Below are 21,860 nucleotides of genomic sequence, written 5' to 3' on the forward strand. Positions count from 1 at the left end.
AAGACAGTTTTTTTATTTATAAAATTACATTAAAATAAAAAAATACCTTTTACTCATTTAATACCAATAATTTTTTAGACTAAAAAAAGAATTCCCTTGCAATATCATCCACACAAGGTAACGGGAGTATATTGCAAGGAAATTTTTATATTTGTCATTTACTCCCGTAGATCGAATACCTTAAGCCTATAGAAAGTAAAATTATATACAAAAATCGTTATCTTTGTTTGTATAATAGTAATGTTATGGATATTCAATTAGAAAAATATAAGTTAATGGAATGGCTGGTTAGTCTTAAAGATGAAACTATTATTTCTAAATTAAAAACTATAAAAAATAACATTTCCACATCTTCAGATTGGGCAGATGATATTTCTGATACTGAAAAATTATTGGTAGAGTCTGGATTAAAAGGTATAGAAAATGGGAACACGTTTACTCATGAGCAAGTCATGAAAGAAATTAACGATGCTTACGGTAATAAGTAAATGAAAATAGTTTGGACAAAAAACTAGCGAAGATCACTTTTTCACAAAATATTAATTCTGAAAACAATTATCCAAGTCTATAATAAGCCAATTCATAATTTAAAACTATTTACCTTGAATATTCCACTCTGGTTTTAACCTATATATTAATTCCAATTCAATTGTTTTTCTAAAAGAATCAGGCTCAATCAAAATAGTTTTAAAAGTTAATATTTTTCCTTTATTAAGTTCTTCCTCTACTTTATTCCATTTAGAAACAGTTCCATTTTGAATATTGTTTTCATTCACTGAGAAAGACTTTCCAAATAAGTGTTGATCCAGTCTAGTTTTTATGTCTTTTGCTTGCCATTGACCAATATATTTTAATTGAGTATCTGAAAGAATAAAATAGATATTCCCTTTTGCACTAAGTCGATCTTCATGAGTTCTGTTCTTAATAGAAGCACATCTATATTCTAATAATGCTCTATCGGTAATTGTATCTATTTCTTTCTGAAAATTCATCGTTTATTTAGATAACTATTTCAATTATTAATTTTGCAATATCGTTCATAATTCTCTTTCAAGTTCTTCTATGGTTGGTAAGCTACTTCTAAGTGATTCAGGTACAACCTCTGTAAGGTTAAATTCGCTAACCCCCATAGGTTGGCTCATACCACGCAGTGCAAATTCTACTTCTAGATTGTTTTTATCTCTACATAATAGAATACCTATTGAAGGATAGTCACTGTCTCTTTTTAAGGCATCATCTACAGCCGATAAATAAAAATTAAGCTTGCCGGCATACTCTGGTATAAACTTGGTGTTTTTTAATTCAATAACAACATAGCATTTCAGTTTTACATGATAGAATAGTAGATCTAAATAATAATCTTGTTCTGCTACCTCTAAATGGTATTGTTTAGCAATAAAAGCAAAACCTTTACCCAGCTCTAATAAAAACTTTGACACATTATCAACGAGCTGTTTTTCAATATCTCGCTCTTTCACACCATCTGTTATATTTAAGAAATCGAACAGATAAGGATCTTTCATAGTTTGTTGTGCCAAGTTCGATTGTGGTAGTGGCAATGTTTCTTTAAAATTGGTAATAGCTTGTCCTTGTCGGTTATATAAGTCACCTTTTATTTGCAATAGCATAGTATCTCTACTCCAGCCATTATTTGCAGTTTCAGTTAAGTAAAAAACACGTTCTTCAACATCTTTTATTTTAGTTAATAGACTGATATGGTGACACCAAGGTATTTGTGCAAGTGATACTTGCACAATATCATTAGAGTCTGGTGCAAGTAATACTTACACGATTGGAAAATCGGGGTATGCTTCAGAAAAAGCACGCATATATTTTAAGTTTCGTACCGAAAAACCACTATTATCTGGAAATTCTTTTTTTATATGCGCAGCCAACTTCTCTATAATTTGACTTCCCCAACCCAATCGTTTTTGGACATCTAATATTGAATTTCCAATGGAAAAATATAAATGTAAAAGTTCATTATTAACCTTTCTACTAGTTGTAATCCGCGTTTGATCTATTTTATTTTTAATAGAAGTAAACCAATCTTGGTATATGTTATCTATTGGTTTTAAATTCATTTGCTATCGTTTATTTAGACTTTAAAAATATTTCTCTTTTCTCTTTTTTATTATCCATTAAATCTGTGTGCTCTTCAATTTTTAATTGTTTTTTAAACCAATATCCAAGGTTTTGCAATTTTTCAAATGCTTCCCAATCATTAGGAATAGATTCTCTAAAGTGAAAGTAGAAAAAGTGATAAAAATTATCTGAAAATTCGTTACAGATATCTTTATTAATAATCATTCCTTTTCTTGTAAAATAATTTAATCTAGTGTAAAAACGCAATATTAAATCTACAGAAACACATTCTTTAGGGTATTTATTTCTTAGTTCTTTTAATCCCATGTGAATATTATTTTTCAACAAATTATCAGCTTCTCTCCTATGTGTTGTAAATTCAAAACTATTATATTCACTAATCAAGTTTACTGTTGTTTCTTGTTTGTTTCTTTTTTCACTTATTCTTTTTGCTATATAAGCACTTAACATTATCCCTATAATGCTAATAATACAAGGAATAAGAGCATTTGAAATGAGACTCTCGATATTTATTAATGAGCTTAATTCTTGAATAACCATCGTTTATTTAGACTTTAATGATTTAATAATTGGATGAACGATCAATTCTCCATTATGAAAACTGTAGGGGATATCATGTTCATTATATATTTTTATCTCATAGGAATATTTTTCTAAGAGAGAGTTTATTTCATTTTCATCCATCGGATAATTAGATTTTATTTTATAAATCGTTTATTTAGACTTTAAGTTTTCTTTTTTATCTTCATCAATATTATAAATTATATCTAAATCTTTACTTTCTCTTATAAAGAAATACATACCTGCTGCTAGAAAAAACCATAGTAAATAAGACTCTAAATCTGTTGATTTTCTCCAAAATATTTGTCGAATAATCCAAAACCAAGTATAAAAATTTACCGCCCATACATAAAGTCTTTTAAGCCAATACTCAATTTGTTTATAATTAGATTTAAAGGAATTGTCTTTCATGTCAATGTTTTTATTATTAGTATTTAATCATAAACAAACGTTACATATTAATTTATAGGCTTGTTTTATGTTTGTAACTTATACGGTCTGAAACAATTCTATTAATGGTTATTAAGCTGTTTTTGCAAAAACCTCGGACTATATTTTCTTCAATTTTAATTTTAGGATTCCATTCTTCAAGTAATAAAGAAACATCTTCATTTTCTTTAAAAGGTACATTTTCATTAGACATTCTATTTTGAAGAAATATTTCTATATCTTTTTTCTGATCATCCTCTAATTCTTGATATCTTTTTTCTATAATATTATTCATCGTTTATTTAGACTTTAAAAATTCAAAACCCTCTAGAGTAATAATATGCTTCCTTTTGGTCCCTAATTCATATTTTAGATAACCTAAGTCTTCTAAAATCATAACCAATGTATCTCCACTAACTTTGTCCTTGTATTGAAAGGCCTCCTCTTTCCTAACATATGCTAAAGCATCCCTTTCAAAATCCCTAGAATCTTTTACTGCATTTTTAAACTGTTTAAAGAAAATTAATGCGTGGTGATTTAATTTTTCACTTGTTATCATCGTTTAACTAGACTTTTAAATTGATTTAGAGGTGTTATATCCTTTGCAATCCTTGCAATTTTTCTATACAAATTGTTTCCAGTTGACCATTTGAAAAATTACTAAACTGAAAAGTATCACTGGAATTATTGTTTTCACTTTCGTAAGTGCCTGTGAAAACCTCCCCACCTTCATTGGTCAAACTTATTAATTCTCCTCTCTGTAATTTTAACTTATTAAAAAGGTATGTCATTACTTATCTTTTATTTGATTTAAAGATTCCTTCTTTGGGTACGCAAAAACGCCTCCCGAACATTTTCCTTTGCTACAGATTACTATTTCGGCACGTGTTCCTTTTTCATTCCAAACATAATAATTCCCCTCACCTTCTTTTAAGGTCCCTTTGTTCTGAGGTTTTCCATTAGAATCAAAATTTGATAATATGGACCACGGTAGCCCATCTTTATAAATACGTTTAGACCATATCTTACCATTTGGATAATAATAAGTATATTCTCCATTGTATTTCGGTGCAAACTTTAATGTTTCAAGTATTTGAAATGAAGGCACGATTGCCGCAAAACCACCCGGTTTTTGAGATAAATTACCATGGACTAGACCTATAATAGTTGGAGCCAACCTTGTTTTCTCTCCAAGGAAATCTACTGAATGTTTTGTTTTATGAATTTCTAATACCGGACCACCACTAAAGCCCCCAATACTTGGGTCGTCGGTAATAATAAATGGATTGCTAATACTGTTATCAAATCGACCGAAATATACAATATCACTAGCACTACGAGTATTGCGAGTAATTGGACATATTGATAAAGGATTAATACCTAATCCTAAAGGGTACCCCATAATAGTGAGGTCATTTAAACGGTTTGGAGCTTTAACAGACTCCTCCAAATATTCATGCGAAAACATAACTATATCTTTAACAACATTATCATATATTCCTAAATGTAAAATAGCTATATCAGCAGTAGTATGTCTTACCCAGTTCAATTTTTTAGAATCATTTTTAGCCAGTGTTAGTTCTTGAATAGTGATTTCTTTTTTTTGTCCATCAGTACCCAAATATTTTATACTACTTGTTCTTTTCAAAAACCTAGCAACATGTTCTGCGGTAATTAAATAGACATCCAAACCTCTTTTTAGAAAAAAACCTGTACCTAAAGAAGTAGTTCTTTTTTCTAAAATATTATCGGTCCATGGTTTTCTATATAAAATTTCATACTGCACTCCATTTATTTTCGTGGTTTCTAAAGCCTCGCCAGGCAAGTAAGCAATAGCACTGAAAAAATCTCTCAAATCATCATCATCATTGTTATAGTATTGAGAATGTAAATTCTGAAAACACAAAAACATAACAATTACAAATAAAAAACTCTTCATTGGTTTATCGTTTATTTAGACTTTATTTATTAATGCTTCATTTTCTTTTTTTAATTTATAATCTAAAAATATTTGTATTCTATTATACCAACAAACAAAACCAAATAAGCACATAATAACACCGACTATAATCCCGAAAATTGACCAATAAAAAACCCTTTTAATTTTTTTTGTTTTATTTTGTAACAATTCATCTAAACGATTAAACTTAAAAATTTTCAAATTTAATTTTTCGTTAAGTTTTTCTTTTTCATAATTATTCTTAAGTAATTGTATTTCATATTCAATTTCTCCTTTTTGAGTTATTAAGTTATCCATATCGGATTCAATATCAGATACTTTTAATTCAGTAGATGTAATACAAAAAATTATAATAAAAAGACCGCTTAAGGCAAAGAACTTATAAATATTATCAGTAGGTAAATTTGGTATAATCATCGTTTTATTGAACTTTTAATTTATTATCCTTCGGATTTAAGGTTGCTTAATTAGAGTTAGATGTATCTATTGGTATAAAAAAGTTTGGATGCAAAATGACTGGTAATTCAGTATTATGCCTTTCTTTAATCTTATACTCTAAAAATTTGACTAATTCATCCGCTAACTCTTTTCTGATTAAAATTAAATTATCCTCAATCCAGGAAGTTTGAACAAGCCACAAGGAATCATCTATTTTATCAACTTCTAGCAATAATTCATCATCTTTAGATACATCAACCTTAGAATCTTTATAAAAATCAACTTCTAAATCTGATATTTTATAATTAAACTCATTCATAAATATTTATCTAAAATTAATCGCTTATTTAAACTTTTTTGTTTTGGCTAGTCCACTTCGTGAACATGGACATAAACACATTTATATTTTTGTTAGTTCCTGTATTTACTATATTTCTTTAATTCTTATCACAAAAAAACACTTATTTCCTAACGTCATAATCTTATTTCTTTGCTTAATAATTTTCAGAGATATTCTCCTGGTCTTATGATCATTTATTTAAACTTTGTACTGCAGTTGCAGTATTATTATTTCGGTTGCATTTTGCTGGTCTTTTTATCCTGGTCCACTTCGTGGTACTTGGCCAAAAACACCGGCTACATTTTATTTTCCCTTTGTTTAATATTCAATTAGTTATCTTATTCATTTCAAGTAAAACCACGAACAAAAGCAATTTAAATACCAAATGTAAAACGCTTTACAAAATATTTAATACAGAAAACCGTAAACGGTTTGAAATAAAATGCTATAATTAATAATTTAGGAAGAGGTTAAATATACTAAATAATAGTAAGTAATTACTCATATTAAAATGAAAAAAACATGAATTTTCAATCATTTAGTACAACAAAAGATGCTGATAAAGAAAGTATTATTATAATATACATGCGCAATCACCCAACACTAAAAATAACAACGCAAACCTATTTTTATACTTTTTTATATGGCCGAATTTTTCCTTTTAATCCTTCATACTCTAAATAGGTATAATAAGTTCCTTTTGATATCCCAACTGTATTACAAATATCATCAACCTTTAATATGCCTTCTTTAAAGTAATAAGCACAAAGCTTCGCTTTTTTCTTGTTTTCCGAACTCAACCCTTTTGGCGCTCCTAATATAGCACCTCGATTTCTTGCCGATTCTAACCCCGCTTTTGTACGTTCTATTATAATATCCCTTTCTAATTCTGCTAATGATGCAAATATGTTTACTATAAAACTAGAATGAACTGATGTTTCTGTAGTATCAATAAAAGGTTCTGTTATACTTTTGAATTTAATGCCTTTTTCAGAAAACTCGTTCATTACTTTATTAAAATGAATAAGGCTTCTAGCAAGTCTATGAGCCGTCCTAAAAAAACTTATAGCTTAGTTGATAAAACAACAACTCTACTTCCTTTTAACTCCTTTAGTTCAATCTCTAGTTTTTCATTATCACCTAATACGAATTTTGGTAAAACATATACAATCCGCTTGGATTGTTTATTCTTAACCATGCTTGGCATTTTATGTTTTTGGATGATTTCTTGTTCCAATCGTTGATAAGAAGCTTTCTTTTTGTTATTACCATTTGTTCTGTAAATGTTCAAAAAATCAATTTCAAAGTCAATTCCAGAACGGTTGGTAATTTTCATAACTAGGTATATTTCATCAGAATTGTAAACTACTTTTTGGAGCTGCAATTTTAATCCTTGCTTACGTTTAGTTGCGATATTACCATTGTTTGATTTTAGCAGATGCGCACTGAACCTTTTAAAATAGTCTGCCTTTTTAGGATCTACATTGGTAACAACTTTCTTTTTTAATGGAATAATAGAAGGTTTTTCGTTTCCAATGCTCTCGTTTTTTGAAATAAAATAATTAAACTTAAGGAGCCTCGGAGAATATTTCAAAATATAGGAATATATTTTACCATCATTGGTGATGGTCAGTAAATTACTAACCGCCCCAGGTTTAGCCTGTAGCAGTGCAAAATATTGCTCTTTTTCTTGATTATAACTAAACACAAAATTGTCGGTTCCAGTAATTCCCTGACGTATCGGGTTTGGAAAAAACAGAGCGACATTCTTTTGGTCATTAGCATAGATGGTGTCCAAAGGTTGTTGAGCAAAAATAATAGTACTCAATAGAAGCAATGATATTGTTATATAAGTTTTCATAAGATTAATTTTATTTTGTTGTGACTGTTTTTAATATGAGTAGATAATTATCGTAAATGGTGGCTTTTACACTTCTGTTATTACGTTGAAAGATTTTTTTAATCCCACCTACTTGAGGAACACCGACAATATTGACATCATCAACGATATCCCCGATCACTTCTTGCCCCGCTTGGGCTTGAAATGTGTTAGTGATATTAATCCCCTCACTACCATCCTGTAAATCAAAAGACTTTAACTTTACTGCCTTATGATTTATATTTTCAATAGTGATGATTGTGCGATTTGGTTTGAAACTGATAAAACCATAGAGCAACGTATTTCTTTGGTAAATCACGTCATCAATCAGTGCATTTTTTGTCAAGCGCATTTGTAACCGATAGTCCTTTTTTACCGTTTGTGTGCCATCTACACGTACATAAATCATGTCATCGATCCTATTAGAATCAAGGTTGTCATTTTCCAATGGGTTAGAGGCAAAGAAAAGTTGATGCTCCAGTGCACGTTCTTTTGTCTTAATATCAATTTCCTTTTCCTGAATAATCTCTATTTCTTTTTTTTGAACGAGTCCTGGAGTTGCGTCAGGAACAATGGGTTTAAAATGTCTTTCTGTGTAAGTAATCCGTCCATCATTGTAAATACTATCAATCATATCCATCTTTTCCTTTTGCAACAACATGGGATCATAAACCCCTGTTGAATCCAATAATCGTTCATCATAAATACTTGGAGCATTAGTCTCCCTAGCTTCTTTTAGAGCTTCTAAAGCTTCCAATTTGGTATCATATTCTATTTGGTCATCCTCTAATTTCGGCAAAGGAATATGGTTGTTTTCTATGATTGGGGCTTCATCTTCTCCAAAGGTCAGCATAGCATATGCGCCGATGAACACGACGACACAAACCAATACGATTGCAAAGACAATTTTATTCTTCTCTATTTTCATAATTCTCTAGTTTTTGTAGTTTATTTTCAAAAAAATTGGTAATCAAAAATCCGTGGGTGTTCTTGGGAAAGTTCCTGTTTACATGGATTAGATTTCCAGTTGTAGTTAGCTCGTAGAGATCTGTTGCAGACCCTCGATTGATTTCAAATACGGTTTTGGTTTGAAAGCGATAGGGTTCTTGTTTAATATCTATTTTAGAATCGATACTTATTACTTTCTGAACCAATGAATACTGAAGAATCCGATTATACACCCCATCGGCTTTTTTTTGTCTATATAGAGCATCTACAGAACTATTCCCTAACCATAACGCCTTCTCCAAGTGCTTTTCATAATTAAGTGCGTCAATATGATAAAAATAAGTATGAAAAAGTTCAAGATGTGCCATTGTTTCTACTTGAAGGTTTTCTTGTTGTGAAACCAGTTTTAACGGAATCACAGCGCCGTCGGTGTTGACAACAAATGCGCTATTTACGGTATCTTTATGGAGTTTCAGGACAACAAGAATTGAAGCTACGCATGTAATTACGGCACCTATAACAACGGTCAATACAATAAAACGGTTAAGTCTTAGTACTGTATAAATATTTTTATAAGGTGTTTTCATCGCTGCTCAGTAATAAGATTTCAGTTATGACAACTTCAGAAGCGGATCTTTTGACACCCTCTTTGTCCTGGTAGGAACGCGCTACTAATCTTCCCGCTACAGCTATTTCCTTGCCTTTTTTTACATATTTTTCAATAATCTCCGCTATTTTCCCCCATGCAACAATATTGTGCCATTGGGTATCAGTGACTTTTTCACCTTTGGCATTTTTATAACTCTCATTAGTTGCCAATGACAAACGAGCTACTATTTTTCCCTCGTTCAGATTCGTTATGATAGGATCTTGTCCTATGTTACCTATTAACTGTACTTTATTTTTTAGTGTGTTCATATTTTAATTATTATAAATTGAATATTTCCTTTTGCAGATTATTAGTGCTTTGTTAAGCACTAAAGAGTTTGAAAACAAAAGATGTGGCTCTGCGGTATAACTTGAATTTCAATAGCACGATAAATCCGACAGCGCCTAACTGTATTAATGGTGCCATAAGGCTTGCTGCCCAATCCGCACCAATTATATTGCTCCAAAAATTGGTTGTTATTTCTGTGTAAAGATTATTCACAAATACATTCACCAAAAAGAAAGCTGGTACTAGCATATAAACTCCTGCATATAGCTTAAAGAAATTATAGGCCAACGTTCTAAATTTTTCAAAAACGGCGAGACTGATTATTAATGGAAAAAAGGCTTGCATAATGCCTAACAAAAAATAACGTTCAGCCAAAAACAGGGGATAAATGAATAGGTCAAGCATCCATAAAAACCAAGACAATATAAAGGCAATCCATTTTAGGCCATACATGGGTGTTATCAAAGCTTCATAGAACATCGCCATTGCTTTTGAGGCGGCTGTCACTACACCTACATCCTGTTCTAAATCCATATCTTGCATATGCAAAGGGAGGAGCGCAGGAGCTGTGTCACGGTATTGTCCTTCAATAGAAACTAATATCGTATCAAACACATCTAATACTTGTGTTGAAAAGATTACCAAAATGACTACAGCAAAATTCTTTGCTAGTTCCTGCGGTGTTAACCCCCAAGTATACCCCTCATCATTGGCAACACCTTCGTTATATTTTTTCAGGACGTTGACAAGGAATAGTAATAAGGCAAGGGTTTTCATGCCACCAATCGTGTACTGCGAAAAGTCACTGTTCTTTATCGTCTGAAAAATTGTATCGACATATTCCAGTCCGATTCCTAAAAAAAATCCAGACATCAGTAATTAGTTTCTCTATTATTGATTTTGTCTTGCATTTCCCTAAAATCTATAATTTCACGATAGCGTCTGGTCTTTGCTTGAATTTCAGCTACCATTTCTTTGGACTTCAATTCCATGTCCTTCAAAACCTCTGCCCTTTCAGCATCAGTCATTTTCATGTTCCCACTGGAAAGAATATGTTCGATATAATTCAAACCGTCCAGAGAGTTATCTATAATAGCATTGAATGATTCTGAAACCCGCGATACTTCATTCGATTTGATATAGGGAGAATTAAGAATTTCTCTAAGGTCATTCTGAACAATCGTGTATAGTTTTTGATTGTTTGTGTAAAGTTCTTTGACTGCTTTTAATTGTTTGATGGCATTATTGACTTTTTCAATATTTTCTTTCTGTTCTTTAAGAAATTCGACCTGTTTTAATAATTCGGCAGTCTGTTTGCCAGATTCGACTAGAGATTTCATAAATGAAACAAAATTAGTATTGTCATAAACAGGCATTCCTTGAGCAGAGACATTGGTGCCGATTAGCACTACTAAGAGTGCGAGTAGCATTAATTTTTTAATCATGTTTTTCATTATTTTTGGTTTTAAGAATTAATAAATATGTCAATGGCTTTTTCCATTGATTTATGTTTTTCAAAGAGGTTCATAAGTATTTCGTTTTCCTTGCCTTCAGTGAGATAAGCAGCATATACCTGTTTTGGAACTTCAAGGCGGAAAATGTTACTTTCCTTCCCGATTTTTATAAACATTTCAGTATATTTTCTATCTCCTGTAAGGGTTGTTCCTGATTGACTTTAACTGATTCAAGTCGTGACTGGATAAGTTTAGCCTGTTTTGTAATTCGGTATAGCCTTTTTCATTTCGCAAACTGTAAATAACCTGCGTGTTTTCAAGGATGCTGGCGGATGTGGAATTATCGGGTAATTGATTAATAGATTGCAGAATGATCCCAATGGCTCCGTTCTGTTTTCTAATAGCTTGATAATAGAATTCGACACTTTCCAGCACATTGCCAAATTTTAGTTGCTTGGCGAACTCATCAAAAAGTATGATGCCTCGTTCGGAACGATTGCGCCAAATGGTGCGCTGAATGGCAGATTTGATCAGTTTGAGCATTACGGAAAGAATTTCTTTGTTGTCCTTAACTTCATCCAGCTCAAAGACAATCAATCTTTTATCTTCTATCTTGTACGTTTGATCTTCACTAACATTAAAGAGAAAACTATAGAGTCCGTCATCGACATATTCCGATAGAATGTGTAAAAAATTATAGATACTAAAATGTTCTTCCCTAATTTTGAGATCGTCAATAAGAGTCTCTTTATTTTTATCAATAAAGGCATATAATGAGGCTAGAGAATGCGCCTGTCTTACTTTGTTATAATAATAAATCAACACCTTTTTTACGGCAACTTCTTTGGCTTTGGAAACCTTGTCAGCTTCAGCTAACAGTTCTAATAAGAACAAGGCAAGATCTTCCAGACGTTCAGGGGTTAGATCTTTCTCCGCTGAAATATAAAAAGGGTTTATCCCTAAATTCTTTCCTTGTTCATAGCGTAGGACAATATGTTTTTCGGGGTAGAGTTTTGCGAATTTGGAATAAGAACCGCCTAAATCAATAATCACCAAGCGGACATTACTTTCGAAGTATTGGCGTAATATATTGTTAGCTAAAAACGATTTTCCTTCTCCTGTGGGTGCGAAAATGGCAAAGTTTCGCGCTTTTATTCGTTTCTTCTTTTCATCCCAAACATCTTTTAAAACGGGGATGTTATGTTGTCTGTCGTTAAAAATAATACCAACGTCATCTGACTTATAATTGGTGTTATTGAGATACAAACAAAGCGCATGTTTAAAATCAGTAACATAAAGGTCTTCGTTTGAGAAATTAGAAGAAAAGCAAAAATAGCTGTTAAGAAAATAGCTTTTTCTTTCTTCTCCACCAGGGTAGTAAGGAACGATATCGAGTTCTTTGAATTCTGTCTTAACCTTAGACGCAATACGATTTAATTGGGATGCATCGGTGTCCCAAAAAATGACATTCAAATGGCCTCTTATTATTCTAGACGCATCATCACGATTAATTTTGTCAACAATGTCCTCAATCTTTTTTAAGATGACTTTATTCTGTGTTCCGAAATTTGAACTTTTACTTAGTTCCTCAATTTTCTTTTCTAACAGCTTACGCCATTTGTGTTTATCATCCAGATAAATAATTTGGTTAACAATATGGTTTTCGTTTAGATTAAGCCCCAGACCGTCAATGAAACCTTGATGAAATACAAAGTCATCGGATGTGAATTTATCATTTGTCTTGCTACTCTGAACCACATCACCAAAACATAGTTCACTGTTAACCGCCAACACATCAAAATGATTCTCACCAATTTCTATTTTGTTTTTTTTCAATTGAATGTCCGAATCAAAATTTTCATTAAAACCGTTGAAATAGTTGCTGGTTAGCTCATATATAGTTTCAGGTTCTAGAGGTGTCAGCGAAATCTTTCGACTATTATTTACAAAAGAAATGGCATCATTGACAGCGCCAATAAATTCTTGAACATTATGGTCTAGTTTCTTCCTAATTCCTTTTTCGACCTTTCTAAAGGGGTTGGAAAATTTGGATGCATTCAAGGCTTTGTTAAATGGTAGAACAAAGTATAGGTAGCACTTGTGTTCTATGAATTCCCGCCCTTTAAAATGACTATGTGTAGCTTTCTCCAAATAAGTATCGTTTTGAAGCTGCTTTGCACTATAGGCTTTTTTCTTATAAAGATCCTGTTTATGGATGACGGTACTTATAGGCAATGATTTGAAAGCTTGAAACCAGCTTCCGTGTAGCTCTTCAAAATCTTTTTCGGAAAGGGCATATATTTCTGGTAGTTCACAATGATAGCAAAGCACAACGTTTCCATTGTTGGCGAACACCATATTGTTTTGAATATCTAGTATGGGATGATACTCTGAAAGATTAATCTTCTTCATAGTAAATGTGACTTTCTTTTTTGTTACTAATGATTAGTGGAAACACTTTTTTAAATTGTAAAAGCGCTGGGTTTTTAGTGAGATTTGTAAGTACAACATAGAGGATTGCATTGAAGGCAAATACAGCTATGATTACAGAAAAGCTAAACGAAAAAATGATAAACAGTAAGGAACCGATGACCGAAACCATCAGCATTGCGAACAGTGCAATAGGCAATCCCATTATCACTGCTCGCTTTCTGATATTTTTAAAAACTTCGTAGCGTTTCATTACACTACAATAGAAATAAGGTAAGTAAAAATGCCTACTACAGCTCCTGCGATTAGCACAAACACTAATACGCGCGTAATCCCTTTTTTTAGATCGGCATTTTCACCAAAAAAGTGACCTGCATTAAACAGAAATCCGATTAAGAAAATGATCCCTAATATAATGGGGAAAATGGATCTAATAGTGTCGGAAACATCATTAACGGAATCCTCAATTCCTCCAATTTGCGCAAAAAGGGCATTAGAAAGAAGTAATAAAAATGTGGTTGTAAACAGTGGTTTTCTCATATTAAAAAGGTTTTAAAAATAGTTTCATTTTGTTATAAGAAAAATACATTATATTACAATACAAATAACTGATAATCAATAATTTATGTATAAAATATTATTTGAATCGAATTGTTTTTATTTGATGCGATTTGGTATCATATTTTATTAAAATTTAGTAGCATGGTGTTGATAACTCAAAAAATTCTACAAACAAAAGAGCTCAAAAACGTCAGTTTTGCGATTTTGATGTTAAACATTTGCTTTGTTTTTGGTCAAAAAACAATTATTGTGGTCGATGCTGGACATGGAGGAAAAGATTATGGCGCTATTGGAAAAAATGGAGAGAGAGAAAAGGATGTTGTTTTGAAAATTGCAAAGGAGATTAACAGTCTCAATACTCAGTTATTGAACAATAAATATGATATTTATTTGACACGAAATACTGACACTTTGATTTCCTTGAGAGATCGGACAAGGCTAGCAAATACATTGAAAGCGGATATTTTCATATCGATACATAATAATGCATCTCCAAAGCATGCCCAGGGCATGGAGGTATATGTTCATAATATATCCAATGGGCATCATCGCAAATCGATTCTACTAGGGCAATACATTATTAGAGAATTTACTCAAAAACTGGGATTCAAAATAAGGGGAGTTAAGTTTGCCAACTTTCAAGTTTTGAGAGAGACCAGAACACTTTGCCCCGCAATACTTGTGGAAACGGGTTTTTTAACGGATTTGGATGAATCAGATTATTTGTCTGTACAGAACAATCGACGTGCGCTTGCACTTGCCATTCTTATAGGTATCACTAATTATACAAATGAATTATGACAAAACTATTTATTGAAATCAGCCAGAACATTAAGGACATTATTTATGCTGTTATAAAGGAACTAGCAACCATCAAATTACGGCATAAACCACCGAAATAGTTTATTCATGTTCTTTTGTCTTTGCTGGCATTATCAAAAGCAATTAAATTAAACAGTTCTCTCATTCGAGAACGCACACGCTGACCGTAGCGTTCTTCGAGTTCTCGTGCATTAAGATTAGTGGTTGCATGTGTTTTTATCTTTTCTTCTACAAATAGATCATGTCGGGATAACAAAATTTCCCCCATGACATTACAATCTTTCCCATAATGCCGTCCAATAGGTTCCACACCCAAATCATCAAAACAAAAAAAATGATCATCCCCATAATCCTCAATTGTTTTATAACCAATATGGTTAAATCCAAAAACAATATTTCTTGCTGGTATCATTTTATAAGGTTTTTGATGTGGCACAATATATCTCAATAACTTCAATAAACTTGTTTTTCCACAGCCAACAGGGCCAGACAATAGAATACCTTTATTAATATCAATATCTAAACGCTTACAATTTGCTTCATCCTTAATAAAATAATTACAGAGTTTAAAAAGTATCTCTCGATCTTCTTCAAAGGTTTTAAATTTAGCACCAAATAGTAGCCTTCCTTTAGCGTTGAGATAAATGAGCATTTTATCAAAATCGTAGATAATCTGATTGCCATCAAGCTCGCCCAATTTAAATTCCACGCTTCCTTCTACAATGATATGTGGCTTTGAGTTATTCATAAAGGTTCACCATAATTTTTATCAGAGCTTGTCTTTAAGTTGTCCTGATATGGAACAGTTGCCATTTGTTTTTCTTCAGTTTCAGAATTTTCATTATTCGAAATTTTAAAATTTTCGCGTTTGTTTATGTTTTTACTGTTTTCTATAGTTTGTATATGTTTGTTTATACGTACCAATGCTTGTCCAGTGCTTGTCTCGATATTGGTACGACTTGGGTACAGAGCTTGTTCGGTACTTGTCCCAAAATCGAACATCTTGATTTTACTACCTTTAAAAGGATTATGAGATGGTGAATACAGCAAGTAATTCCAATGGCTTAATTCTTTAATGCAACGGTGATACGTAGACTTTGATCCGATTTTAGAATACGCCATAACCTCTTCCCTATTGATATAGAATTCTTCCTTAAAAAAGCTACTATTCCAAAGCTGAAACAAGGCGATATACAAACTAATATGGGTTGGATTTAAACGACTGTCTTTAGAGAATTGCACAAACACACCATTGAGGTGTTTGATATAATTAATGTCTTCCAAAACAACTTAAAACTTATTATGAATCCTGTTCTTTTCTAGCACTTCCATGATTTTTTGATAATCATAGAAAAGCACACCACCAATTTTAGTGTACGGGAGTGTTCCATTGATTCTAAAATTTTGGAGTGTTCCTGAAGAAATACCCAAAAGTTTCCTTACTTCAGGGGATCTAAGCCATTTTTTTTGAGATGAACCTGCTTGGTTTTGAAGTAGTTTTTTAATGTCTTCGAGTAATTCCAGTTTAAATACATACAGGTCTTCAGTGGTAATTATTTTTGCGCCCATTTAATTGATTTTGGTAACAAAGCCGTCCGCCATTTTCATAATATTAGACGGCTTTGAAATGATTTGACTTTCATTAGGCAAATTTTGAATGATTTACCGGTATTTAATCACAAGGCGTATCGTAGTTACGATAAATATTTTTGAGGGCACAATAACCATGAATTTCACGTTTTAAATCGAAATAAGAGCGATTGCATCAAGTATTAATCAGAAAATGAGAAAAGAAATTTGATTTCGGGATAGGTATCGTAGTTACGAAATGACAGTCAAACAAAGTTTAACGATTATAAGGCATCATCTTGTGTTATTTTGTGATTAAGTGAATTGGTGAGTTCATCTAAAAACTTAGCTTTTCTTCCCTTGCGCATCTTAATTTCCGAATATGTTTTATAGATATTGTCCAACTTAATATTGAACGTTTTTTCAAAAACAAGGGTAATACTTTTAATCCCTTCGTTACCATCGCTAATAGCAGCACTCGCATGTAATGCATAAATCAGTTCTGCTAAAGCTGCTTTTGATTGTGTCCATACGAGCGTATTCGAGTTTTTGAGGTTATTAAAGTCATCACGATTATTAGTCTTTAGTGACAGCATTAATTTCTTTAGGTATACCGAAAATTCATTTAGCCCTTTTATTTTAGCCCAGAGCATATCATGAGTGGTAAAGTAATTGGGGTCAAAGAAATAAACATCAGGAATGGCGCTCAAATGAGATTTAGAACTTTTTAAGGTAAAGTAATGTTTGTCCAGATAGTTTTGTTCTTCATTCATATATTGAACAAATTCTAAGTTTTCAAGAAAAAACTTATTTATTTTTTGGACTTTTTTATTCAAAAAAGACAATTGATTCTTAATGCCCATTTTTGGCATTTTGGTGTGACAGCACCTTATTTCACTAAAGTAGACCAAAGTGCTTAATGGTATTACTTTGACCATCTTGAAAAAATTAACTTCATCTTCTTCGGATTTTTGTACATTATTGTCAAAAATATTTTTGAGCTGGCATAGTGTCTTATGAGATAGTTGTATGCCCTCAATAGCCTGCTTTAAGTCAATTGATTCTTGTGCTTTAATTTTTTCAATTTCTACTTGAAATTTCTTTATTTCCTCTTGATACATTACTGTAATTCATTTTTATTAGGAAAGAAGATAAATTCGTTAATAGATTCGTTGGGGAACCCGTTATCTGTTTGATTGTGATCAACTTATTTCTCACAAGTGTCATAAACAAATTAAAACGAGAGATAAAAGATAGTAGCTTCTATTAAAAAAATTAAAATTGAGATGTATTAAAATCCGTAATTAGCAATTTTTAATCCCTTTTAGTCAAGAATGTATGTCGGGGTCTTAAATAAATCATAAACCCTTTTAATATGTAAGTGAAAAATATTCTTAAATTGTTACCAAAATATAATTCTCCCCTAAATTATAGAAATAGCATGCAAACCTACTTCCAGAATACCTATGCCAAATATATAATCAAAGACAGTATTTTACACATTACATACAAGGAGGGTGTTTTTCTTGACATAACAGCCGCTAAAGAAATCGTTAAGGATCGTATTGTGATGCAAAACGGTAAAGCCTTACCCGTTTTATGCGATACTCGTCTAATGAAAGATAGTACCAAGTCTGCAAGGGATTATCTTGCTCTGGAGGGGTCGACTTTAGTTAAGGCAGTAGCCTTTGTCACAGAGCCATCCGTTTCAGAATTTGTCATCAAAATATATATCCGTACAAGCAATCCACCTGTAAAAACCGAAATATTCTCTCAAATTTCTGATGCCAAAGAATATCTTTTGGCTTTTTAAAATAATTTATTAGCTCTCGTTTATTTCGAACAATTCTAAACGCTTCGGATTTATGCCTATTATTTTGCGTTAACATTAACATTGCACTTAATGAAACTAATACAAGTCAAAAAAGAACGCATACAAAGAATTCAACAAATGTTATTGGAAATGGCGGGTGGAAATTTTTTTTATCGCTTGGAGCGACTTGGCAATAATGACATTATTGAGGGGGTTGAAATGGCTCTTAATATGCTATCTGAGGAAATACAGGAGTCACTTCCTTATGAAAGTTTTGTTAATTCCAATGGAATCGGAAGAACTTTAGTTGAGATGTGTTTTCTATTGGATGTTAATGGATTAGTCCAAACAACGAATGAAAAAACGAGTCGCTTGATGTTCATTCAGCATGAGGATATCGTGGGAAAATCTTTTGAGTCTTTTCTAAGTGAAGATTCTAAAATAAAATGGCAGGTTGTATGGAAAAGTCTACTACAAACGGATTTATATGCTACCAATTTAGATCTGGTCTTTAGTATGAATAATGAACTGCTCATTCCAAAAAATTGTCATATCACTTCTTTAAAAGGCAGTCCAGAAATGGAAAAAACAATTCTGGTTACCGTTGTCCTACACACAAAAGTTCAATTAGAACTTGAAAAAGAATTAAAAAAGCGTATCATTCAATTTCAGGATCGTCAGTACCAAACAAATAAGAATCCCAAAACTTTGGTAAAACAAAAAACAATTTTAAGTATCAATGACGTGGATAAAGTTAAACAAGCGTATAATATTATTATAAACAATCCTGCAAAAGATTTCCCAAACTTAAAAGATTTTGCACTACAAATTGGGACAAATGAATTTAAGTTAAAGTTTGGTTTTAAGAAATTATATGGTACGAGTGTCCATCAGTTTTTGATTAGTGAAAGATTACGAAAGTCCATATTATTGGTTCAATATAGCGAGCTCTCTTTAAAGCGCATTGCTAATTTGACAGGTTTCAAGAGCTATCCGCATTTTTGCAGAACTTTTAAAAAGAGGTTTGAATTTACTCCAAGTACCCTTCGCAAACGGACATTGGAAGATAGAAAGAGTGATATTCCGCATTTGATTCCGTTAGAAAATGATATTTCAAATAAGGATGAATAAACACCGTATTTTAGTTTTAGAAACAAGTTGATGCTATATAGTATTTTCTATGAGGCTTTCGAGTGCCATTTCCTCGTTTGGATATTTATCGAATTCAACATTTTCACGTAACCAATCGATATAAGCCTTGTCATTATCCCAAACCTCTTTTACCAATTGCCCTTTGTACTTTCCAAAGCTAAACCTAGCTGTTTCGACATTTGATTGCGGCTTTTCTTCTACATCTTTATATAATTTATTGTAAATTTTCAACAAACCCTCTTCCTTGCATCGGTAATAAAGCCACGCTTTTTTATAGCCTTTATACTGCCTTCTTCGCTCCAAAAATTTCACTTTATCAAAATCTGAAAGTGTTTTATAACTATTATTATACTGTTTACGCGGCGTACTTCCTCTGAAGATTGCTCTTATGAGATATCCAAAAATTTGGAAAAAGAAAACCAATAATATTCTCATTTTATTTAGTCTTGTGTTAGCACCTTAAAGTCAAAAATCGAGCCAAAAAGGTGCAATTTGTATTACACCAAGAGTTATTTACAGGTCCTCATTTCGAATTCAATCAAATTTCTTAACTATTTTATATATAACGTTATAGCCTTTTTATTTACTATCAGAATACAGATAAGCACAGACCCATTGGTTAAGAATGAGGTCATTCAATTATAACATAAAAAAAGCTATTAAATATAAGAAATTAACCAATTTACGCTATATGTAATGTCGTTTTTTTATATGATTTTCTCAATTTTAAAAGATAATCATACAGCTCGCAGAAAAGTGATTAGACTACTAATCAAACAAGTCAACAACAAACACTAGGTTATACCAGTTATAAAATTACGTTAGATGAATTTTTCACGAACTTAAAGAGACATTCGTTTTGTTCAATTTTTGAATAAGGATTTTATCTCTTCATGAATCCGTATATAATTTACATCCAGGTCTTGTTCGGTATAGTTCTTAGAATTTGGCAATAGCCGATTAATATCAGGTTTTTTAAATTGCACTTTTCGATCGTTCCCATCCGCAAAAACAATAAATTCTCCTGCTTTGAGTCCAAAAAAGGCATCGGCACGCGTTTTGGCAACTTCGCGTTCGCCATGTGTCACGCGGGTATCAAAATTCAAGTTATACCCTTTATTGACACTCAAAGTTGGTTTTTTGACAATTTCAAAAAAACGTTCGTAATATTTAGCTGTGTCGGGGTCATTGGCTTTACCAAAAAATTGATAGGATAAGTTACTCAAAATAGCTTTACTGGCTTTATCACCATATAGCATATCATTTTGAATTTTGTCCTGAAGCACATAAACAGAGGCTATATTGTAGCTCCGTAAAGTGGCAGGAATACGGTGCATATTAAGCAATCTTATGGTCGAGGCTTCTTCTATCATAACAAATGATGGCAGTTGATTACGTTCGCTCATTTGTTTGGTCACGGTATGCATAATTGCAGCGATTACGGGAGATAAGGATGTTTCTTTTTTGGGATTATTAACAATAGAAATAACGGCTGGATTTTCGCGGTTATTGATGTTCAATGGAATTTCGTCCGCAGATAGGACCATAAATATTTTTCTGGTACTTATTTTTTTAAAGGCATTAGCCAATGTACTTTTCACACCAGCGGTTTGTCTATCAGAATCAACCCCGCTGATAAAAGCATCCGCCATAGCTTTTGCTGTCAAATTAGCCGAAAGGAAGCTCACTAGTGCCTTGGTATCTAAATATTGATAAAGAGCAATTAGGTGGGGAATGGTACAATAGTCTGGATAATCTGTTTTAAGCCTCCAAATAAGTCCACTAATAAGTCCCTCCACGGCATCATTAAAAAAGCGAGCCGTTCCAGAACTCCCACTTTCTCGGAGTTCCAAGAGGTTTTCCAGTAACACGCGAGAAATTTCATTGACACTTTCCTCGTCGGGCAAATACCGTGGAGCGATTGGGTTTACTTTTTTATAGATGGGGTCGAAAGAAACAATATGAAAATCGTTTCTGCTTTTTTTAAATATGGGATAGGCTATTTCTGTAAGCTCAAAATTCTTATAATCGTGCACAATACCACAAAACGCTTGTTTTTCAAAATGATGAAGCAAATTATTAATCACACTTTCGGTCTTACCGCTTCCTGCAGCTCCAATAATTGAAATGCCTCTTCGGATATTCTCCAGTACAAACCGTCTTTCTGTATTCAAAACGACCTTATAGGTTTCCTCTACCAAAGATGTATAACGATCTTTAGCAAAGTACACATAGAAAAATAGACTGCATAAAATAACGGGTAAGATTGAACAAAGCAATACGTTCAGAAAAGTCTGGAGCATTAAAAAGAAGTACGACGCTATCGTTAAACCAATTGTGACCAAAAGGCTTATTAAAAAACCATTGCGCAGGTATCGAATTATTAGATAGGACAAGGCACAACCAAAAAGAGGAGCCATTATGATATGTAAAGTTTCCATAGCAATTATTAGTTTAAAAT

28 protein-coding genes and 2 pseudogenes are annotated in these 21,860 nt (G+C 32.2%); 4 read left to right on the plus strand and 26 right to left on the minus strand.

Features of this window, described 5'->3' with window-relative positions:
- Window positions 1-245 precede the first annotated feature (245 nt).
- The gene (locus tag Q4Q40_RS23065; RefSeq protein ID WP_303304422.1) at window positions 246-488 is read left to right on the plus strand and encodes a hypothetical protein; all 243 of its coding nucleotides are present in this window, start codon (window positions 246-248) and stop codon (window positions 486-488) included.
- Between the two features lie 105 nt (window positions 489-593).
- Here Q4Q40_RS23065 and Q4Q40_RS23070 read toward each other — a convergent pair whose 3' ends face one another.
- The 20 genes and pseudogenes from Q4Q40_RS23070 to Q4Q40_RS23170 all read right to left on the minus strand — a co-directional run bounded on the left by Q4Q40_RS23070 (window position 594) and on the right by Q4Q40_RS23170 (window position 14,022).
- Window positions 594-992 (minus strand): GIY-YIG nuclease family protein, encoded by a 399-nt coding sequence (locus Q4Q40_RS23070; RefSeq protein ID WP_303304423.1) that lies wholly within the window; start codon window positions 990-992, stop codon window positions 594-596.
- Window positions 993-1,037: 45 nt separating this feature from the next.
- Window positions 1,038-1,628 (minus strand): PDDEXK nuclease domain-containing protein, encoded by a 591-nt coding sequence (locus tag Q4Q40_RS23075; RefSeq protein WP_367892796.1) that lies wholly within the window; start codon window positions 1,626-1,628, stop codon window positions 1,038-1,040.
- Window positions 1,605-2,084 (minus strand): annotated as a pseudogene (locus tag Q4Q40_RS24165) (DUF1016 N-terminal domain-containing protein); the annotation flags it as partial. The gene Q4Q40_RS23075 and the pseudogene Q4Q40_RS24165, both read right to left, overlap by 24 nt.
- A gap of 10 nt (window positions 2,085-2,094) precedes the next feature.
- Window positions 2,095-2,646, minus strand: a complete 552-nt coding sequence (locus tag Q4Q40_RS23085) for a hypothetical protein (protein WP_303304426.1) — start codon at window positions 2,644-2,646, stop codon at window positions 2,095-2,097.
- 174 nt (window positions 2,647-2,820) lie between these two features.
- Window positions 2,821-3,078, minus strand: coding sequence for a hypothetical protein (locus Q4Q40_RS23090; protein ID WP_303304427.1), 258 nt, complete (start codon window positions 3,076-3,078; stop codon window positions 2,821-2,823).
- Between the two features lie 52 nt (window positions 3,079-3,130).
- Window positions 3,131-3,391, minus strand: a complete 261-nt coding sequence (locus tag Q4Q40_RS23095; RefSeq protein WP_303304428.1) for a hypothetical protein — start codon at window positions 3,389-3,391, stop codon at window positions 3,131-3,133.
- Window positions 3,392-3,394: 3 nt separating this feature from the next.
- The gene (locus Q4Q40_RS23100) at window positions 3,395-3,655 is read right to left on the minus strand and encodes a hypothetical protein (protein ID WP_303304429.1); all 261 of its coding nucleotides are present in this window, start codon (window positions 3,653-3,655) and stop codon (window positions 3,395-3,397) included.
- Window positions 3,656-3,689: 34 nt separating this feature from the next.
- Complete coding sequence (locus tag Q4Q40_RS23105) at window positions 3,690-3,887, minus strand: hypothetical protein (RefSeq protein ID WP_303304430.1); 198 nt, start codon at window positions 3,885-3,887, stop codon at window positions 3,690-3,692.
- A complete protein-coding gene (locus Q4Q40_RS23110) occupies window positions 3,887-5,035 on the minus strand; it encodes a trypsin-like peptidase domain-containing protein (protein WP_303304431.1) in 1,149 nt (382 codons plus the stop codon). The genes Q4Q40_RS23105 and Q4Q40_RS23110 overlap by 1 nt, the downstream gene beginning before the upstream one ends.
- Window positions 5,036-5,050: 15 nt before the next feature.
- Window positions 5,051-5,473, minus strand: a complete 423-nt coding sequence (locus Q4Q40_RS23115; RefSeq protein WP_303304432.1) for a p24 family protein — start codon at window positions 5,471-5,473, stop codon at window positions 5,051-5,053.
- 46 nt (window positions 5,474-5,519) lie between these two features.
- A complete protein-coding gene (locus tag Q4Q40_RS23120; protein ID WP_303304433.1) occupies window positions 5,520-5,813 on the minus strand; it encodes a hypothetical protein in 294 nt (97 codons plus the stop codon).
- Between the two features lie 650 nt (window positions 5,814-6,463).
- Complete coding sequence (locus Q4Q40_RS23125; RefSeq protein ID WP_303304466.1) at window positions 6,464-6,901, minus strand: recombinase family protein; 438 nt, start codon at window positions 6,899-6,901, stop codon at window positions 6,464-6,466.
- Window positions 6,898-7,695 (minus strand): DUF4138 domain-containing protein, encoded by a 798-nt coding sequence (locus Q4Q40_RS23130; protein ID WP_303304434.1) that lies wholly within the window; start codon window positions 7,693-7,695, stop codon window positions 6,898-6,900. The genes Q4Q40_RS23125 and Q4Q40_RS23130 overlap by 4 nt, the downstream gene beginning before the upstream one ends.
- 10 nt (window positions 7,696-7,705) lie before the next feature.
- The gene (gene traM, locus Q4Q40_RS23135; protein ID WP_303304435.1) at window positions 7,706-8,641 is read right to left on the minus strand and encodes a conjugative transposon protein TraM; all 936 of its coding nucleotides are present in this window, start codon (window positions 8,639-8,641) and stop codon (window positions 7,706-7,708) included.
- Window positions 8,622-9,248: a conjugal transfer protein TraK gene (locus tag Q4Q40_RS23140; protein WP_303304436.1), complete on the minus strand. Its 627-nt coding sequence runs from the start codon at window positions 9,246-9,248 to the stop codon at window positions 8,622-8,624. Before Q4Q40_RS23140 ends, traM begins: the two co-directional genes overlap by 20 nt.
- On the minus strand, window positions 9,232-9,579 hold the full coding sequence (locus Q4Q40_RS23145) for a single-stranded DNA-binding protein (RefSeq protein WP_303304437.1): 348 nt from the start codon (window positions 9,577-9,579) through the stop codon (window positions 9,232-9,234). The genes Q4Q40_RS23140 and Q4Q40_RS23145 overlap by 17 nt, the downstream gene beginning before the upstream one ends.
- Before the next feature lie 52 nt (window positions 9,580-9,631).
- Window positions 9,632-10,471: a hypothetical protein gene (locus tag Q4Q40_RS23150; protein WP_303304438.1), complete on the minus strand. Its 840-nt coding sequence runs from the start codon at window positions 10,469-10,471 to the stop codon at window positions 9,632-9,634.
- Window positions 10,471-11,052: a TrbJ/VirB5 family protein gene (locus tag Q4Q40_RS23155; protein ID WP_486320584.1), complete on the minus strand. Its 582-nt coding sequence runs from the start codon at window positions 11,050-11,052 to the stop codon at window positions 10,471-10,473. The genes Q4Q40_RS23150 and Q4Q40_RS23155 overlap by 1 nt, the downstream gene beginning before the upstream one ends.
- 11 nt (window positions 11,053-11,063) lie before the next feature.
- Window positions 11,064-13,464: pseudogene (locus Q4Q40_RS23160) on the minus strand (TraG family conjugative transposon ATPase).
- A gap of 270 nt (window positions 13,465-13,734) precedes the next feature.
- Window positions 13,735-14,022 (minus strand): hypothetical protein, encoded by a 288-nt coding sequence (locus tag Q4Q40_RS23170; protein ID WP_303304440.1) that lies wholly within the window; start codon window positions 14,020-14,022, stop codon window positions 13,735-13,737.
- A 162-nt stretch (window positions 14,023-14,184) separates the two neighbouring features.
- Here Q4Q40_RS23170 and Q4Q40_RS23175 point away from each other — a divergent pair, with 162 nt between their 5' ends.
- A complete protein-coding gene (locus tag Q4Q40_RS23175) occupies window positions 14,185-14,844 on the plus strand; it encodes an N-acetylmuramoyl-L-alanine amidase family protein (RefSeq protein WP_303304441.1) in 660 nt (219 codons plus the stop codon).
- A 106-nt stretch (window positions 14,845-14,950) separates the two neighbouring features.
- Here Q4Q40_RS23175 and Q4Q40_RS23180 read toward each other — a convergent pair whose 3' ends face one another.
- The 4 genes from Q4Q40_RS23180 to Q4Q40_RS23195 all read right to left on the minus strand — a co-directional run bounded on the left by Q4Q40_RS23180 (window position 14,951) and on the right by Q4Q40_RS23195 (window position 17,555).
- Entirely contained in the window at window positions 14,951-15,613 is a 663-nt protein-coding gene (locus Q4Q40_RS23180; RefSeq protein ID WP_303304442.1) for an ABC transporter ATP-binding protein, read from the minus strand.
- The gene (locus Q4Q40_RS23185; protein ID WP_303304443.1) at window positions 15,610-16,149 is read right to left on the minus strand and encodes a hypothetical protein; all 540 of its coding nucleotides are present in this window, start codon (window positions 16,147-16,149) and stop codon (window positions 15,610-15,612) included. Before Q4Q40_RS23185 ends, Q4Q40_RS23180 begins: the two co-directional genes overlap by 4 nt.
- 6 nt (window positions 16,150-16,155) lie before the next feature.
- A complete protein-coding gene (locus Q4Q40_RS23190; protein ID WP_303304444.1) occupies window positions 16,156-16,434 on the minus strand; it encodes a helix-turn-helix domain-containing protein in 279 nt (92 codons plus the stop codon).
- Window positions 16,435-16,718: 284 nt separating this feature from the next.
- Complete coding sequence (locus Q4Q40_RS23195) at window positions 16,719-17,555, minus strand: RteC domain-containing protein (protein WP_303304445.1); 837 nt, start codon at window positions 17,553-17,555, stop codon at window positions 16,719-16,721.
- 320 nt (window positions 17,556-17,875) lie between these two features.
- Between Q4Q40_RS23195 and Q4Q40_RS23200 the strand changes: the two genes are divergently transcribed.
- Both Q4Q40_RS23200 and Q4Q40_RS23205 read left to right on the plus strand, forming a co-directional pair.
- Window positions 17,876-18,247: a DUF7793 family protein gene (locus tag Q4Q40_RS23200; protein WP_303304446.1), complete on the plus strand. Its 372-nt coding sequence runs from the start codon at window positions 17,876-17,878 to the stop codon at window positions 18,245-18,247.
- A gap of 90 nt (window positions 18,248-18,337) precedes the next feature.
- On the plus strand, window positions 18,338-19,378 hold the full coding sequence (locus tag Q4Q40_RS23205) for a helix-turn-helix transcriptional regulator (RefSeq protein ID WP_303304447.1): 1,041 nt from the start codon (window positions 18,338-18,340) through the stop codon (window positions 19,376-19,378).
- 33 nt (window positions 19,379-19,411) lie between these two features.
- Here Q4Q40_RS23205 and Q4Q40_RS23210 read toward each other — a convergent pair whose 3' ends face one another.
- Both Q4Q40_RS23210 and Q4Q40_RS23215 read right to left on the minus strand, forming a co-directional pair.
- On the minus strand, window positions 19,412-19,834 hold the full coding sequence (locus tag Q4Q40_RS23210) for an exodeoxyribonuclease X C-terminal domain-containing protein (RefSeq protein ID WP_303304448.1): 423 nt from the start codon (window positions 19,832-19,834) through the stop codon (window positions 19,412-19,414).
- Window positions 19,835-20,262: 428 nt separating this feature from the next.
- Window positions 20,263-21,840: a type IV secretory system conjugative DNA transfer family protein gene (locus Q4Q40_RS23215; RefSeq protein WP_345027163.1), complete on the minus strand. Its 1,578-nt coding sequence runs from the start codon at window positions 21,838-21,840 to the stop codon at window positions 20,263-20,265.
- Window positions 21,841-21,860 lie beyond the last annotated feature (20 nt).

The sequence above is a fragment of the Flavivirga jejuensis genome (genome assembly GCF_030540765.1).
Lineage (GTDB): Bacteria > Bacteroidota > Bacteroidia > Flavobacteriales > Flavobacteriaceae > Flavivirga > Flavivirga jejuensis.

Excerpts from the sequence above, each read along its gene's own strand:
- Q4Q40_RS23195 (WP_303304445.1), bottom strand. The coding sequence starts at position 17,555 with ATGTATCAAGAGGAAATAAAGAAATTTCAAGTAGAAATTGAAAAAATT.
- Q4Q40_RS23115 (WP_303304432.1), bottom strand. The coding sequence starts at position 5,473 with ATGATTATACCAAATTTACCTACTGATAATATTTATAAGTTCTTTGCC.
- Q4Q40_RS23190 (WP_303304444.1), bottom strand. The coding sequence starts at position 16,434 with ATGGGCGCAAAAATAATTACCACTGAAGACCTGTATGTATTTAAACTG.
- Q4Q40_RS23110 (WP_303304431.1), bottom strand. The coding sequence starts at position 5,035 with ATGAAGAGTTTTTTATTTGTAATTGTTATGTTTTTGTGTTTTCAGAAT.
- Q4Q40_RS23130 (WP_303304434.1), bottom strand. The coding sequence starts at position 7,695 with ATGAAAACTTATATAACAATATCATTGCTTCTATTGAGTACTATTATT.
- Q4Q40_RS23150 (WP_303304438.1), bottom strand. The coding sequence starts at position 10,471 with ATGTCTGGATTTTTTTTAGGAATCGGACTGGAATATGTCGATACAATT.
- Q4Q40_RS23205 (WP_303304447.1), top strand. The coding sequence starts at position 18,338 with ATGAAACTAATACAAGTCAAAAAAGAACGCATACAAAGAATTCAACAA.
- Q4Q40_RS23070 (WP_303304423.1), bottom strand. The coding sequence starts at position 992 with ATGAATTTTCAGAAAGAAATAGATACAATTACCGATAGAGCATTATTA.
- Q4Q40_RS23215 (WP_345027163.1), bottom strand. The coding sequence starts at position 21,840 with ATGGAAACTTTACATATCATAATGGCTCCTCTTTTTGGTTGTGCCTTG.
- Q4Q40_RS23145 (WP_303304437.1), bottom strand. The coding sequence starts at position 9,579 with ATGAACACACTAAAAAATAAAGTACAGTTAATAGGTAACATAGGACAA.
- Q4Q40_RS23100 (WP_303304429.1), bottom strand. The coding sequence starts at position 3,655 with ATGATAACAAGTGAAAAATTAAATCACCACGCATTAATTTTCTTTAAA.
- Q4Q40_RS23140 (WP_303304436.1), bottom strand. The coding sequence starts at position 9,248 with ATGAAAACACCTTATAAAAATATTTATACAGTACTAAGACTTAACCGT.
- Q4Q40_RS23155 (WP_486320584.1), bottom strand. The coding sequence starts at position 11,052 with ATGAAAAACATGATTAAAAAATTAATGCTACTCGCACTCTTAGTAGTG.
- Q4Q40_RS23075 (WP_367892796.1), bottom strand. The coding sequence starts at position 1,628 with ATGCTATTGCAAATAAAAGGTGACTTATATAACCGACAAGGACAAGCT.
- Q4Q40_RS23170 (WP_303304440.1), bottom strand. The coding sequence starts at position 14,022 with ATGAGAAAACCACTGTTTACAACCACATTTTTATTACTTCTTTCTAAT.
- Q4Q40_RS23120 (WP_303304433.1), bottom strand. The coding sequence starts at position 5,813 with ATGAATGAGTTTAATTATAAAATATCAGATTTAGAAGTTGATTTTTAT.
- Q4Q40_RS23085 (WP_303304426.1), bottom strand. The coding sequence starts at position 2,646 with ATGGTTATTCAAGAATTAAGCTCATTAATAAATATCGAGAGTCTCATT.
- Q4Q40_RS23095 (WP_303304428.1), bottom strand. The coding sequence starts at position 3,391 with ATGAATAATATTATAGAAAAAAGATATCAAGAATTAGAGGATGATCAG.
- Q4Q40_RS23180 (WP_303304442.1), bottom strand. The coding sequence starts at position 15,613 with ATGAATAACTCAAAGCCACATATCATTGTAGAAGGAAGCGTGGAATTT.
- Q4Q40_RS23065 (WP_303304422.1), top strand. The coding sequence starts at position 246 with ATGGATATTCAATTAGAAAAATATAAGTTAATGGAATGGCTGGTTAGT.
- traM (WP_303304435.1), bottom strand. The coding sequence starts at position 8,641 with ATGAAAATAGAGAAGAATAAAATTGTCTTTGCAATCGTATTGGTTTGT.
- Q4Q40_RS23090 (WP_303304427.1), bottom strand. The coding sequence starts at position 3,078 with ATGAAAGACAATTCCTTTAAATCTAATTATAAACAAATTGAGTATTGG.
- Q4Q40_RS23210 (WP_303304448.1), bottom strand. The coding sequence starts at position 19,834 with ATGAGAATATTATTGGTTTTCTTTTTCCAAATTTTTGGATATCTCATA.
- Q4Q40_RS23105 (WP_303304430.1), bottom strand. The coding sequence starts at position 3,887 with ATGACATACCTTTTTAATAAGTTAAAATTACAGAGAGGAGAATTAATA.
- Q4Q40_RS23200 (WP_303304446.1), top strand. The coding sequence starts at position 17,876 with ATGCAAACCTACTTCCAGAATACCTATGCCAAATATATAATCAAAGAC.
- Q4Q40_RS23175 (WP_303304441.1), top strand. The coding sequence starts at position 14,185 with ATGGTGTTGATAACTCAAAAAATTCTACAAACAAAAGAGCTCAAAAAC.